The organism is Flavobacterium sp. 3HN19-14 (genome assembly GCF_051373205.1).
Classification (GTDB): Bacteria; Bacteroidota; Bacteroidia; order Flavobacteriales; family Flavobacteriaceae; genus Flavobacterium.
Genome location: NZ_JBPPZT010000001.1, coordinates 3767443 through 3780466, shown reverse-complemented (window position 1 = coordinate 3780466; position 13024 = coordinate 3767443). Strand labels below are relative to the sequence as shown.

The window sequence follows — 13024 nt, the reverse complement described above, 5'->3', positions numbered from 1 at the left end:
TGTTATTAACAGTTTGATTAAATTTGTAAAATGACGGTTTTCAGGCGCATTTTAGATTTTTACATCCAAAGCAGCATCCATGTGGCGCTGTCATGTTATGCGCTGGTGCGGATGACGCATCATATGTTCAGAATCCGGAGCATGAATTCATGTCACTTTTTGCTTTTTTCGGAACAATCGCAGGTTATAATTTCGTCAAATATGATGCTTTGGCCAGAACCGGAAAACGGGAGCCGAGTTTTCGTGTGAAAGCGATTGCAGTGCTGAGTTTTTTCTCGGTTTTAGCCGCAGGATATTGTTTCTTTCAACTTGAAAATATCACTAAAATTATTTCCACGGCATTTTTGGGATTGACGGTTTTATATACTTTGCCTTTCTTCCCGAATAGAAAAAACGCGCGCAATTCGGCCGGAATCAAGATTTATATCGTTTCGGTTTGCTGGGTTGGCGTGACCGTCGTGCTTCCGGTTTTAAATGCTGATCCGCAATTGCAGCAGCTTTTCACTTCTGATTTTTACCTCAAATTAGTGCAGCGCTTTCTGCTGATTTTTGTTTTGGTGTTGATTTTTGAAATCATAGATTTATCAAAAGACGACCCGCATTTGCAAACCGTCCCGCAGCAGATTGGCATGAAGCGGACGAAAATTTTAGGATTGATTTTACTGATTGCATTTTATTTCCTTGAATTCCTGAAGATAAAATTTGACGCGAATCAAGTGCTTGTAAATATAGCTTTAGTGATTGCTGTCGCCACTTTTCTGATTTTTGCGAATGAAAAAGATCGAAATACTACACTTCATTTTGGGTAGAAAGTATCCCGGTTTTATGGTGGTTATTGCTGTTGTTTTTCTGTTAATCCTTTCAGGATTGCGTTCCTGTTCCGAATGAATTCCGTCAGGTAATTTTTCAAAATCATCTTGTCGAAAATCTTCCCGAAAATCCCAAATGGCGTTTCATATTGAATTTTGTCTGTCACAACTGTTTTTCCGTCCAAAACTTCAAATGAATGTTCATGCCGGAAAGATTTGAACTGACCTTCGAGCATTTCATCCACAAAATAAATTGGAAAATCCATTTCAGAAATCAGGCTTTTATGTGTCAGCCAGAAGCCGAAATGCTTGGCTTTCCAGGTTACGGTTTCGCCCAATTCAATCAATCCTGAAGTTCTTCCTGCAATCACTTTTTCATTTGACTGGCTTGTTGAAAGCAAATGGATGTCGATATTTCGGTTAATGTCAAAAACCTTTTCGATTGGAGCGTTGACGATGGTTGTCAGGTTTATTTCAGTCATTTTAGAATTGATAATGTCCGATAATATTATGAACGAAAAGCAATGTATTTACAACAGCAAAAAGCACGAAAAGGCAATTCATCCCGTAGCTTCCGATTTTGAAAATTGTCTTTTTCGGAATGTCATACATTGGATAATAGGCAATTTGCGTGGCGACTTTCCCGACCCAATACATTGCAATCAATCCTGTTAAAGCTACCGCCAATGCTGAGGTTTCCTTTAATTCATCTGTAAAAATAATAGCGATCAATCCGAAAGAGAAATTCAACCCTTGGATATAGCGGCCGTAAGTTTTGGCGATTTCCTGGTTCAATGGTTTAAGCTTTTTCACGTCGTTGTACCAGTCAAAAACCTGATGGCGGATGTACGGATAAATCATTGCAGTGAAAATCTGGCCAATTCCGCTTGCGATGATCAGCCAGTTTGGGATGTTGAAATTCATGATTATGAGTTTAAAAAATGAATAATAATTGCAGCATAGACAGTCCATGTTGCAGCGAGGTACAAAGGCAATTGAAGCAATCTCAATCGGCGCAAATGTTCGGCAAGCATTATCAGAAAACCGATCAGAAACCAAATTTGTACCAAGACTCCGGGCACTTTTATCAAAATATTTAAAACAAAAACCGGTATGAGAATCAAGCTCCCGAAAAGTAAAACGGTCATCAGGTTTCCGGCGTAATTCAATATTTTTTCGGCGTCGTATTTCAATATAAACAGGCTTTGAAAAATTACAAGTCCGAGATTGAAGATAAAAATTTCACTTGTCGGAAAATTTAATTTCGAAAAAATAGACGCACTTGCAGATGCTGCAAAAATGATGTAAAAGAATCGGTATCTGTAATTAAAATCCGGAACGCATTGTCGCACATTTCCGTCAGTCCTGCTTGGAATTATGACTTTCCTGTTGTAAGAAATAAAAGAATATAATTTTTTCAGAAGATATTTTATTGGTGTAAAATTACCGGCTTTTTCTATCCACGGAAATGAATTTCCGATAACTTTCAGCAAACTGTCGATGCCGTAAATGGCGGTTTTATTTTGGTTGTCGATGAGTACGATTTCATTTGAGGCGCGTTTTAAATCGATAAAATCTTCTTCAGCAGAAATTGCAGAAAACGGTTTTTTGCCATTTTTGTCAAGCATTCCGGCTCTGATGAAACCGGCGGTGTAAAGTTTGCACATTGGGCAATCTTCGTCGTAGAGGAGGGTTTGGTTCTCGAGCGTTTTCATAAAATTGTTTTTTTATTTTCTACAGTAATTCCGGAACCTTCTGCTAACATTACAGAAACTGGCTTCAGATTTTTGAGGATGTCGAAATCGGGCCGTAATTGTATTCGAAATGCACATCCATATCAAATCGGATTACTTCATATTGCCGCCATCCTGGATGCGTAACTTCATATTCAAAAGTTTTACTTTCGGTAAATTTTGTGTAGCCGAAATAATGTTCTGTGATAAATTCAGCTTCAGAATTTGGCAGAATCGGACTTGGTTCTTTTTTTGTTTCAACCTCAATGAAATTCCTATGTTTTTTTGAGAACCAGTTGTAAGTGAACGTATGCGAATGCGCGGTTTCAACATAAGAATTGCTCATTTTCATCGTATAATAATGCTCTTTAAAAAGCAGATTGGCGATTAAAGCGATGGCACGTTTCGGAACGATTTCCTTAATGAAGACAACGCCGCGTTTCCATTTGCCATTTTCAAATCTCTTGACGTAAAACCTTAAATTCACTTCCTCAAAATCGGTATGAAATGGAACTGCAAGGCCGATAACTCTTGTATCGTGGAATAAAAAACCGACTAAACTGACGTAACATTTTCCATTCCAAAAATCGATTTCTGTCCCAAACGGTACATATTTTTTCAGTACTTGCGGATTGATTTCATAATTAATCAATGCTAAATTTTTCCATCCTGCTTTTAAAAAACTCATGACTAAAAGTTTTAGAAGTTTCAATTAAAAATGAAACTTAATTTCAAATTTTTTTATTTCATAATCTTAACGACCAAACAGCCAGCCAGTTGTCTTTAAATTCAGTGACTTTCTCAAGCATATTATCGGCTTTCAAAACGAAATCATATAATTTGGTGGTTTGATCAACAAAATGTTTCGCTTCAGCGGAATCGTTCGGGCGGATAGAAGTTACTTCTTTCAAAACCCGAAGCGCAGGCTTGATTTCACGTTTGCTTCTTTCTTTTGCAATTTTTACAGCGAGTTCGTCAAGATCTTTTTCGGCGGTGAAAAATTCGCGTCTTTCGCCTTGTTTGTATTCTTTGTAAACGATGCCCCAATCCATCAGCGCTCGTAAATTCATGCTGGCATTACCGCGCGAAATTTTGAGTTCATCCATAATTTCCTCCATCGAAACCGGAATATTTGACACCATCAAAAGCGCGTGAATCTGAGCCATTGTTTTATTGATGCCCCATTGCGAACCGAGTGCGCCCCATGTCTGGATGAATTTATTTTTGGCTTCTTTGAATTCCATGATGTAAAGATAATGAATTGTTTTTAAAGTTTCAATAAAAAATGAAAGTTATTGCTGTGTGTAAATTTTATTTTTTTTAAAGGAGTCAATAATTTGAAAAACAGGTATTTATACGTATAAATATTTTATTATATAGTCGTTATTTTATCCTTCACTAAGTTCATAACCAATAAAACATAACGATATGTCTGACAATTTGAACGCTCCGGATCAGGAGACAAGAAAACAGCAAGCGCTTGCAAATTTTGCGAGCCAGGGTATTGACGAAAACAATCCGCCAGCACCGAGTGCTGCACCGCTGCCAACATCATTAGCGGATAGCCCGGCAATTAACAAAGAGGCCGTTGCTGAGGGAATGACCTCTATTCCGTGTATGATTAGTATTGATTCTATTTTGGTCTACACGCATCTTACAGTAACTGCAAGCATCGGAACTTTCACAGGAAGTGCCGGCGGTCTCGGCGTTGGCGACATGACCGCTGCGGGTGTACTTTATTACAGCGACGAAGCTGCTTTGCTGGCGACAGAAGATTTCGGTGTCTTTTTTGGCAGCGATATGGGCGGCGTATGCCAAATAACCTGGGTGCTAACGGCAACGCCACGGCGACCGGAGTAGGTGATGGCGGCGGTGCTTTTGGAGGCAAAGGAAGCTGGAGCTGAATGGATCACCAGTAACGAAAATGGGAGTCGACAAATCGGCTCCCATTTTATTTTATAACAATCCTGCTCTTTTCAGCAACGCTTCAGGTTTTGGTTCCTGTCCGCGGAAGCGTTTATATAACATCATAGGATGTTCCGTACCGCCTTTGGAAAGGACGTTTTCTTTAAATTTTTGTGCGACTGCAATATCGAAAATCCCCTTTTCCTGAAAATATGCGAATGCATCTGCATCGAGCACTTCAGCCCATTTGTAACTGTAATAACCTGAGGAATAGCCGCCTTGGAAAATATGTGAAAATGACGTACTCATGCAGTTTTCAGCCACATCAGGATATAAAGTAGTGTTTTCAAAAACTGCTTTTTCAAAAGCCTTTACATCCATAACTGCAGCCGGATCTTCGCTGTGGAAAGCCATATCCAGCAAGCCGAAACTCAGTTGGCGTAAAGTCGCCATTCCTTCGAGGAAACTCGCACTTTCCTTGATTTTCTGCACATATTCCTGCGGAATGATTTCACCGGTTTTGTAATGTTTTGCGAATAACGCCAAAGCTTCAGGCTCATAACACCAATTTTCCATCACCTGGCTCGGCAATTCAACAAAATCCCAATAAACCGAAGTTCCTGACAGGCTTGCGTATGTGGTGTTGGCGAGCATTCCGTGCAGCGCGTGGCCAAATTCGTGGAATAAAGTCGTCACTTCGTTAAAAGTCAGCAACGAAGGTTTTGTCTCGGTTGGCGGCGTAAAATTACAAACGATAGAAACGTGTGGTCTTTCGTTTACACCATTTTTGACGAATTGCGGTTTGTAGGAAGTCATCCACGCACCGTTGCGTTTGCCTTTTCTTGGGAAGAAATCGGCATAGAAAATGGCAACGAGTTCGTTTTTTTCGTCGCGCACTTCAAAGGTTTGAACGTCTGTATGGTATTTGTCGATGCCTGTGATTTCGGTAAAAGTGATGCCGAATAATTTTTGTGCAATTGTAAAAGCGCCGTTGAGTACATTTTCGAGTTGAAAATAAGGTTTTAATTTTTCGTCATCAAGTTCGAATAATTGCTGTTTGAGTTTTTCAGAATAATAAGCACCGTCCCATTTTTCAAGGTGATCAATATTGTCAAGATTTTTCGCGAAAGCGGTCAGTTGCGCAAATTCACGTTCGGCGGCAGGTTTTGCTTTTTCGAGTAAATCATTTAAAAACGATTTTACTTTCTCTGGTGTTTGCGCCATCCTTTCTTCAAGGACGAAATCGGCATGGGTTTTATAACCGAGCAGATGGGCACGCTCGTGGCGCAGTTTTGCGATTTTCAATACGTTTTCGCGATTGTCGAATTCGTTGTTCTGAAAAGCTTTTTTTCCGGCCGATACAGCGATTTCTTTGCGCAATTCGCGTTTGTCGGCATAAGTGACGAACGGGATGTAGCTTGGAAAATCCAAAGTAAAAATCCAGCCGTCAAGTTCTTTGGAAGTGGCTAAAGTTTTTGCTGCTTCAATGGCACCTTCCGGCAAACCTGAAAGGTCATTTTCATTGGTGATATGCAATTGATAATTGTTGGTTTCTGCCATGGACATTTTCTCCGTAAGTCAGTTTCAGCTTTGCCAGATCTTTGTCGATTTCGCGCAGGCGTTCTTTCTTTTCCGGCGAAAGCAATGCGCCGTTTCTTGAAAAAACCTTGAATTTTTTATCGAGTAAAGTTGATTGTTCTGTATTTAAATTGAGCGACTCTTTTGTTCGTAAACCGTTTTTATCCTTTTGAATAAATCTTCGTTGAGCGTAATATCATTACTGAAAGCCGTTAATAATGGCGAAACTTCCTGAGCAATTTTCTGGATTTCGTCATTGGTTTCTGCGGAATTCAGATTAAAAAAGATACTGGAAATGCGGTCAAGTTTTTCTCCTGAAAAATCAAGCGCGGCAATGGTATTTTCAAAAGTAGGAACTTCGGAATTTTTGATGATATCGTCGATTTCTTTTCGCGCTTCTTCAATGGCCTGTTCAAAAGCCGGTTTGTAATCTTCGTTTTTTATTTTGGAAAAAGGTGCGGTGTCAAATTTTGTCCCAAAGGGAAGTTGATATTGCTCATATTTTAAATGATATTCTGAAATTATAATTTTAACATTTAAAAATAAAAATGTTAAAATTTGTTAAAAGATGTATTTTGTCGATTTTTTGTGTACTTTTACCGTAGATTTTAATTTTTATACGATTTGAATCTTTTCATATTTTATCTTTTTTGCCCCAAATCAAAAAAATAAATTCAGATTCAAAGCTTTTAAATTTATGGCTCCTGTATCCCAAATCCAGGAGCTTTTTTATTTAAGGCCTTCAGAAGATTTATTGACGGCTTCTTTCAGACTTTCTTTATAAGCGACAATTTTATCCAGTATATTTTTTTCATGGCTGCCAATGATCTGTGCTGCGAGAATTCCGGCATTTTTGGCGCCGTTTAAGGCAACTGTCGCAACAGGCACACCACCCGGCATTTGCAAAATTGATAAAACGCTGTCCCAGCCATCAATTGAATTACTCGATTTTACCGGAACGCCGATTACCGGCAAAGGCGACATCGACGCGACCATTCCTGGTAAATGCGCTGCACCACCGGCTCCGGCGATGATTACGGAAATCCCTCGTTGGTGCGCATTTTTACTAAAATCAAATAATTTCTCAGGCGTTCGGTGTGCCGAAACGATATCGACTTCTGTCTCGATTCCGAAATTTTTTAGAATATCCACAGCTTCCTGCATGATTGGCATGTCGGAAATGCTGCCCATTATTATTGCTACTTTCATTTGGGTTCAGGGTTTTGGTCGCTGATTACGCGAATGGTATTTTTAACTTGTTCTGCAATTTTGCGCGCTTCCGAAATATCATCATTAACAATCGTTACATGTCCCATCTTGCGGAACGGACGTGTTTGTTTCTTGCCGTAAATGTGCGGTGTAACGCCATTCCATCCAAGAATTGTATCAATATTTTGATAAACGACGTTTCCGGAATGGCCTTCTTCACCAACCAAATTTACCATAATTCCGGCGACTTTGCTGTCGGTGTTTCCTAAAGGCAGATCAAGAATTGCACGGATGTGGTTTTCAAATTGGGAAGTATAGCTCGCTTCAATTGAATAATGTCCTGAATTGTGAGGTCGTGGCGCTACTTCATTGACTAAAATTTCATCATTCTCGGTCTGGAACATTTCTACGGCCAATAAACCCACGTGTTCGAATTTTCTCGAAACTTCGAGGGCAACCGCACATGCTTTTTCAGCCACTTTTTCATCGATTCTTGCCGGACAGATTACATATTCTACCTGATTGGCTTCGGGGTGGAATTCCATTTCGACAACCGGATACGTCTTGATTTCAGCGGATGGATTTCGGCAAACGATAACGGCGAGTTCGTTTTTGAACGGAATCATATCCTCAGAAATACATTCGACGTCAGGAAGATTCTGAATGTCTTCCGCTTGACGGACAACTTTAACGCCATTACCATCGTATCCAAATTCTGTACATTTCCAGATAAATGGGAACAAAATTTCATTCGCTGTAACTGCTTCCTGAAAAGTATTTTTATCAGGAAATCTTCTGAAACCGGCAGTCGGAATATTGTTTTTTGCGTAGAAATCTTTCTGGATGCCTTTGTTCTGGATTAATTTGAGGGTTTTCGGTGATGGATACACTTTCAATCCTTCATTTTCCAATTTTTCCAAAGCGGCGATGTTGACGAGTTCGATTTCGAAAGTCAGTACATCAACGAGTTTTCCAAAAGAATAAACGGTATCAAAATCCATCAAATCGCCCTGAAAGAATTTATTGCAGGCATATTTTCCGGGTGCTTCGTCGCTTGGATCAAGCACATAAGTCTGTATGTCGAATTTTCGGGTGTCGGAAAGCAGCATTTTGCCTAACTGTCCGCCGCCAAGAATGCCGAGTTTGAAATCGGATGAGAAATAATTCATTTTTTACAGTTGTGTGGCACAAAGATAGTAATTAGTTGGCATTTGGGCGAATGAAGCAATTCGTAAATTCGGCAGAAAATCGTTTGCCGCTTCCAAAAAAACCGATTACTTTTACAACCCTGAATGCCCCAGTGGCGAAATTGGTAGACGCACTGTGTTCAGGTCGCAGCGCCTTCGGGTGTGCTGGTTCGAGTCCGGTCTGGGCACATTTTAAACGCAATTGCTTGATTAGCAGTTGCGTTTTTATTTCGGGTTACGAAGTTTTTCCTTCAAGACCGCAGCAGCTTTTGTGTAACCGCCTTCAGCTCCGTCGACAAAATGAATATGGCCGTCTTCGAGGTTGCGCACATAACACGACATGATCGAGGCGCTGCTGGTGTGAAATCCGTAAGTGATTTCATTATCAGCTTCCATCTGATCCAATAACTGCTGAAGGGCTTCACGCTGCCGTTTTGTTCCCGAAATGACGGTATTTATTTTACCGTCAATGACAAGTGTGTCTGACATTTCAACGAGGTTTTCGAGGTATTTCTTTCCTCTTTTGTACTGAAATAAAAATAGCCGTAAAGTGTGGTAAGCCATGTTTTGAGTAATTCAACCCATTTGATTTTACCAAGGCGTACTTTCATTTCGGCACTTAAGCGATTGAAAGTGGTTTTAAGTTTCAATTTTGCTACTGATATGGGTTGCCTTTTTTCAGGAGCACCATATAATTCGTCTAATTTTTTCAGGATTTTCCCGAATGCAGCTAATTGATTTGAAGCTTCGTTGGCAATGACGAGCAGCGTAACGATTTCTTCTTTGTCCTGTGGCGGCGCAATTTTGTCCCATCGGCATTGCATTCCGCTCAGGTCGGGTTCGCCTTGAGCTATTGCATCGGAAAAAAGATAATTGTCGCCTTTGATGATTTGTTCTGCAAAATTGAGTCCGTTTCCGGTTACAATCGGAATAAAAACGAAGCAGAACTGCTGAATTTCGCAATCTTAATGGAATGCCCGGCGTTATAAATCTGCGACACCGGAACAGTTCCGGTGCGCAATTCCATATTAAAATTGGTCAAGGTATTTGTCCTGTAAAAACCAAGCGCTTCCATCAATTGATCAATCAGCGAAACCGGAACTATGAATGTTGCACCGTCTCCGCCAAAAAGAAAGGCACCGTAATATTCATCGCGAAAGCTATATTAAGTACGGTTACGATGCTGCCGGTGGCAATGAGATTGACTTCTTCATGACGACCGCTCATGACCGCCAGCGTAGAACTTTTGATGTCGGTTATGATGACATGCCAGTCTTCGGGAACAGCGTGAAATGATTGCTCATCACTCATCAACTCCCATAATGGCAAGCGTTTTAAAGGAAGATTTGAATAAAAATGATCATTACCTGTCATATTCTTCATTTACAATAAAGATACGCAGATTTTAATACAATTCTTGAAATTGAATTATGCTTCGTCTTTGGTATTTTTTACAAGGCCAATTCCCGAAATGAAAAAAACGAGTCCGAGTATGCCATAAATAATCAGTCCTTTAATATCGCGTGTTCCGCCGCTGGTACCGGCAAAAATTACGGCTGCATAAATCAATCCAACGATGCCCAGTATCGTTAAAATGGTTCCGAAAAGTCTTTTAACATTCATGATTTTTGTGTTTAGAATGTAAATTTCGGACTTTTCATACATTTCTGTTTACATGATTACGCGGCAATGTTGCAGGGTTTTAGCTTTGGATTTATATTCGCTTATGTCCACGGATGTTCTGCATCTACAAATTCACCTTCATTTTTGGAAATCACGATGGCGGCTACACCATTTCCGATACAATTTGTGATTGCGCGCGCTTCGCTCATAAATTTATCAACACCAAGCAGGAAAGCGAGTCCTTCAACCGGGATTTTATGAATGGCTGTGAGTGTTGAAGCCAACACAATAAATCCGCTTCCGGTAACACCGGCAGCACCTTTTGAAGTCAGCATCAGTAAAGCGATAATGGTTAGTATTTCGGTAAAAGTCAAATGTACGTCATACAATTGTGCGAGGAAAATTACGGCCATCGAAAGATAAATCGATGTCCCGTCAAGGTTAAATGAATATCCGGTTGGCACAACGAGACCGACAACAGATTTGCTGCAACCCATTCTTTCGAGTTTTTCCATAAGGTTTGGCAGGGCAGGTTCGGAAGATGAGGTTCCCAAAACAATCAGCAATTCGGCTTTGATAAATTTCAGGAAATCGAGGATTTTTATTTTGTAGTAGCGCAATATTCCGCCGAAAACAACGAAGACGAACAATCCCATCGTGATGTACATCGTAAGCATTAGTTTTCCGAGTGGCACGAGTGTGTGCAGGCCGAATTTTCCAACGGTATACGCCATTCCGCCAAAAGCACCGACGGGGGCGAGGTACATGACCAATTTCAATGCTTTGAAAATGAATTTGGACGCGGTGTACAATTGCGCCACAACCATTTCTCTTTTGCTGTAATAATTGAGTGCGACTCCGACGATGATTGCCGCAATCAAAACCTGCAAAGTAAAATTCGATTTGAAGAATTCAATCCAGTCGAAGGCTTTTCCGGCTTGTGATGTATAAGTACTGGCATCACCAATTTCAAGTCCGGATTTGTCGATTTTCCCTGGTTGGATTACATAAGCTGACGCCACGCCAATAATTAATGCAAATGTCGTCACGACTTCGAAATAAATCAATGATTTTAATCCGATGCGGCCGACTTTCCGCAAATCGCCCATACCGCTGATGCCGAGTACTATCGTCAGGAAGATAATGGACCAATGAAAATTTTGATGAGCGTGATGAAATATTCGCCCAGTAATTTCATTTTCATTGCGTCTTTCGGATAATAGTTGCCAAGTAAAACACCGCAGATAATGGCGACAAGCACCCAGAAAGTTAAATTGGTGATGAGGTTGCGAAAGATTTTCATGTCAGATTATTTGCGGTTTTCGGAGATGGGCTAATGTAGTATTTTTTGACTTACGGAAATTGCGCTGCAGTATATTGTTGGTTATTCAATGCCTGAAAGGTATTGTAATCTGAATTGTCTCATTGGTTGAACCCACCCGGCTGTTAGTTAAGCTTACTCGCTCGTTAGTTAATACGCTTCGCGCATTAGTTAATGCCTCTCGCCGGTTAGTTACTGGTCTTCGGTGATTAGTTGAGAAGCTTCGCCGGTTAGCTGAAAGGCTTCGCCCATTAGTTAAGAGGCTTCGTCGGCGAACCGCTTTAACTAATGGGCGAAGCCTTTCAAATAACCAACGGTACTGAATAAATAACCAGCGATATGATTCAGCAACCATAAAAAGTCGTTAAAAACAATTCGCAACAATTCAGGTTTTCGTAAATTTATAAAAACAAACCAATTTCATCATGCAACTAAAAACCATCAGCAAGACCCTCAGTATTTTTGCGCCACGCGAAAAAGTCTGGGAAGTATTAACCAATGACGAATATAACAAACAATGGTACGCTGTTTTCAGTGAAGGCACACGCGCTACAACCGATTGGGAGTTGGGTAGTAAAGCCATTTTTACCGATGAAGGCGGTAATGGTATTGTAGGAAAAATAATAGTGCATGATGCCTTTGAATCGCTTGCCATCGAATATGAAGGCATGGTAAGGGATGGTAAGGAGGATTACGAAACACAATTGGCCAAAGATATGAAAGGCTGCCTTGAAGTGTACAAACTTACTGTTGAAGACGGTGTGACGCAGCTCGATGTTGCCTGCGATATGGGTGAAGAGTACTATTTCGAGATGTCAGAACAATGGGACAAAGCGATGCACAAAATCAAACAGCTTGCCGAAGGGCTTTCGTAGATTTTGGTTTGTTTAACGACTGTGAAATTCATTCGCTTAAGGTTTAACAATTTTTACGGTTTTCCCGTAATACAACGTATCGAAAAAAATCGTATTTTACCTTAAGGGAAGGGGCAATGCATCCCTAACAAAAAAATGACTTTGTTGGATACGGGATTGCCGTAAAAATTGTTAAAGTTTTTTGTTCTACTACAGATTTTAAATCCCCGAAATAATTAAGGATAACGCTTAAATTCTAAACTATGGATTATCCAATCGCATCGCTCGCTGTGCCTGTTTTTGAAGAATTAACCCAATTAATTGATTCCTTTTCGGAAGAAAATTTCAATAAAATCCCATTCGAAGGAAGCTGGACTGCCGGTCAGGTCGCACAGCACATTAAATTATCTGCCGGAAACGTCACAAGTGTTTTAAACGGAAATACTGCAGCGACCGACCGTGACCCGGAAGAAAAAATAGCGCAGCTTCGCGATTTATTCATGAATTTCGATACAAAAATGCAATCGCCGGTTTTCATCATCCCGGAATTCAAAAAATACAAAACCGAAAAATTCGTGACTTTCTTTAAAAATTTAGAAGAAGATTTATCTGAAGCCATCGAAAACCTGGATTTGTCGCAAACCTGCCTTGATTTTGAAATTCCGGGATTTGGTAAATTAACGCGCATCGAATTAATCGCCTTTGTAATTTTCCATACGCAGCGGCACATTCATCAAATGCGGAAGATTTCACAAAAAGTATAACGCATAAAAAATCCCAAATTCTTTTTTAGTTGGAATTTGGG

The 13024-nt window shown here is 40.2% G+C and carries 13 protein-coding genes, 1 tRNA gene and 3 pseudogenes; 5 read left to right on the top strand and 12 right to left on the bottom strand.

Going from position 1 to position 13024, the window contains the following annotated elements; genetic code table 11:
* Positions 1-149: 149 nt before the first annotated feature.
* Positions 150-809, top strand: coding sequence for a hypothetical protein (locus ACSLFW_RS20540; RefSeq protein ID WP_436557298.1), 660 nt, complete (start codon positions 150-152; stop codon positions 807-809).
* A 23-nt stretch (positions 810-832) separates the two neighbouring features.
* On the opposite strand, the gene ACSLFW_RS20535 is transcribed toward ACSLFW_RS20540, so the two are convergent.
* The 5 genes from ACSLFW_RS20535 to ACSLFW_RS20515 form a co-directional block, all read right to left on the bottom strand.
* The gene (locus ACSLFW_RS20535) at positions 833-1291 is read right to left on the bottom strand and encodes an SRPBCC family protein (RefSeq protein WP_436557297.1); all 459 of its coding nucleotides are present in this window, start codon (positions 1289-1291) and stop codon (positions 833-835) included.
* 1 nt (position 1292) lies between these two features.
* Positions 1293-1733 (bottom strand): hypothetical protein, encoded by a 441-nt coding sequence (locus tag ACSLFW_RS20530; protein ID WP_436557296.1) that lies wholly within the window; start codon positions 1731-1733, stop codon positions 1293-1295.
* A 2-nt stretch (positions 1734-1735) separates the two neighbouring features.
* On the bottom strand, positions 1736-2524 hold the full coding sequence (locus tag ACSLFW_RS20525) for a hypothetical protein (RefSeq protein WP_436557295.1): 789 nt from the start codon (positions 2522-2524) through the stop codon (positions 1736-1738).
* A gap of 64 nt (positions 2525-2588) precedes the next feature.
* A complete protein-coding gene (locus tag ACSLFW_RS20520) occupies positions 2589-3230 on the bottom strand; it encodes a YqjF family protein (protein ID WP_436557294.1) in 642 nt (213 codons plus the stop codon).
* A 58-nt stretch (positions 3231-3288) separates the two neighbouring features.
* Positions 3289-3786 (bottom strand): GbsR/MarR family transcriptional regulator, encoded by a 498-nt coding sequence (locus ACSLFW_RS20515; protein WP_436557293.1) that lies wholly within the window; start codon positions 3784-3786, stop codon positions 3289-3291.
* 184 nt (positions 3787-3970) lie between these two features.
* Between ACSLFW_RS20515 and ACSLFW_RS20510 the strand changes: the two genes are divergently transcribed.
* Positions 3971-4402 (top strand): hypothetical protein, encoded by a 432-nt coding sequence (locus ACSLFW_RS20510; protein WP_436557292.1) that lies wholly within the window; start codon positions 3971-3973, stop codon positions 4400-4402.
* A gap of 96 nt (positions 4403-4498) precedes the next feature.
* On the opposite strand, the pseudogene ACSLFW_RS20505 reads toward ACSLFW_RS20510, so the two are convergent.
* The 3 genes and pseudogenes from ACSLFW_RS20505 to ACSLFW_RS20495 form a co-directional block, all read right to left on the bottom strand.
* Positions 4499-6547, bottom strand: a pseudogene (locus ACSLFW_RS20505) (M3 family metallopeptidase).
* A gap of 207 nt (positions 6548-6754) precedes the next feature.
* Entirely contained in the window at positions 6755-7234 is a 480-nt protein-coding gene (gene purE / locus ACSLFW_RS20500; protein ID WP_436557291.1) for a 5-(carboxyamino)imidazole ribonucleotide mutase, read from the bottom strand.
* Positions 7231-8403, bottom strand: a complete 1173-nt coding sequence (locus tag ACSLFW_RS20495; protein ID WP_436557290.1) for a 5-(carboxyamino)imidazole ribonucleotide synthase — start codon at positions 8401-8403, stop codon at positions 7231-7233. Before ACSLFW_RS20495 ends, purE begins: the two co-directional genes overlap by 4 nt.
* Positions 8404-8527: 124 nt before the next feature.
* Here ACSLFW_RS20495 and ACSLFW_RS20490 point away from each other — a divergent pair.
* A tRNA-Leu gene (locus ACSLFW_RS20490) sits at positions 8528-8610 on the top strand.
* Positions 8611-8646: 36 nt separating this feature from the next.
* Here ACSLFW_RS20490 and ACSLFW_RS20485 read toward each other — a convergent pair.
* The 4 genes and pseudogenes from ACSLFW_RS20485 to ACSLFW_RS20470 all read right to left on the bottom strand — a co-directional run bounded on the left by ACSLFW_RS20485 (position 8647) and on the right by ACSLFW_RS20470 (position 11288).
* Positions 8647-9308: pseudogene (locus ACSLFW_RS20485) on the bottom strand (DUF3095 family protein).
* Between the two features lie 32 nt (positions 9309-9340).
* Positions 9341-9732, bottom strand: a pseudogene (locus tag ACSLFW_RS20480) (DUF3095 family protein).
* 117 nt (positions 9733-9849) lie between these two features.
* The gene (locus tag ACSLFW_RS20475; protein ID WP_436557289.1) at positions 9850-10044 is read right to left on the bottom strand and encodes a hypothetical protein; all 195 of its coding nucleotides are present in this window, start codon (positions 10042-10044) and stop codon (positions 9850-9852) included.
* Positions 10045-10145: 101 nt separating this feature from the next.
* On the bottom strand, positions 10146-11288 hold the full coding sequence (locus ACSLFW_RS20470) for a cation:dicarboxylate symporter family transporter (RefSeq protein ID WP_436557503.1): 1143 nt from the start codon (positions 11286-11288) through the stop codon (positions 10146-10148).
* A gap of 502 nt (positions 11289-11790) precedes the next feature.
* On the opposite strand from ACSLFW_RS20470, the gene ACSLFW_RS20465 reads away from it, so the two are divergent.
* Together ACSLFW_RS20465 and ACSLFW_RS20460 are read left to right on the top strand one after the other, a co-directional pair.
* On the top strand, positions 11791-12240 hold the full coding sequence (locus tag ACSLFW_RS20465) for an SRPBCC domain-containing protein (RefSeq protein WP_436557288.1): 450 nt from the start codon (positions 11791-11793) through the stop codon (positions 12238-12240).
* A 242-nt stretch (positions 12241-12482) separates the two neighbouring features.
* Entirely contained in the window at positions 12483-12983 is a 501-nt protein-coding gene (locus ACSLFW_RS20460) for a DinB family protein (RefSeq protein WP_436557287.1), read from the top strand.
* Positions 12984-13024 lie beyond the last annotated feature (41 nt).

What these genes read in the sequence shown, in the direction of transcription:
- ACSLFW_RS20540 (WP_436557298.1), top strand. Translation starts at nt 150, where the DNA reads ATGTCACTTTTTGCTTTTTTCGGAACAATCGCAGGTTATAATTTCGTC.
- ACSLFW_RS20535 (WP_436557297.1), bottom strand. Translation starts at nt 1,291, where the DNA reads ATGACTGAAATAAACCTGACAACCATCGTCAACGCTCCAATCGAAAAG.
- ACSLFW_RS20530 (WP_436557296.1), bottom strand. Translation starts at nt 1,733, where the DNA reads ATGAATTTCAACATCCCAAACTGGCTGATCATCGCAAGCGGAATTGGC.
- ACSLFW_RS20525 (WP_436557295.1), bottom strand. Translation starts at nt 2,524, where the DNA reads ATGAAAACGCTCGAGAACCAAACCCTCCTCTACGACGAAGATTGCCCA.
- ACSLFW_RS20520 (WP_436557294.1), bottom strand. Translation starts at nt 3,230, where the DNA reads ATGAGTTTTTTAAAAGCAGGATGGAAAAATTTAGCATTGATTAATTAT.
- ACSLFW_RS20515 (WP_436557293.1), bottom strand. Translation starts at nt 3,786, where the DNA reads ATGGAATTCAAAGAAGCCAAAAATAAATTCATCCAGACATGGGGCGCA.
- ACSLFW_RS20510 (WP_436557292.1), top strand. Translation starts at nt 3,971, where the DNA reads ATGTCTGACAATTTGAACGCTCCGGATCAGGAGACAAGAAAACAGCAA.
- purE (WP_436557291.1), bottom strand. Translation starts at nt 7,234, where the DNA reads ATGAAAGTAGCAATAATAATGGGCAGCATTTCCGACATGCCAATCATG.
- ACSLFW_RS20495 (WP_436557290.1), bottom strand. Translation starts at nt 8,403, where the DNA reads ATGAATTATTTCTCATCCGATTTCAAACTCGGCATTCTTGGCGGCGGA.
- ACSLFW_RS20475 (WP_436557289.1), bottom strand. Translation starts at nt 10,044, where the DNA reads ATGAATGTTAAAAGACTTTTCGGAACCATTTTAACGATACTGGGCATC.
- ACSLFW_RS20465 (WP_436557288.1), top strand. Translation starts at nt 11,791, where the DNA reads ATGCAACTAAAAACCATCAGCAAGACCCTCAGTATTTTTGCGCCACGC.
- ACSLFW_RS20460 (WP_436557287.1), top strand. Translation starts at nt 12,483, where the DNA reads ATGGATTATCCAATCGCATCGCTCGCTGTGCCTGTTTTTGAAGAATTA.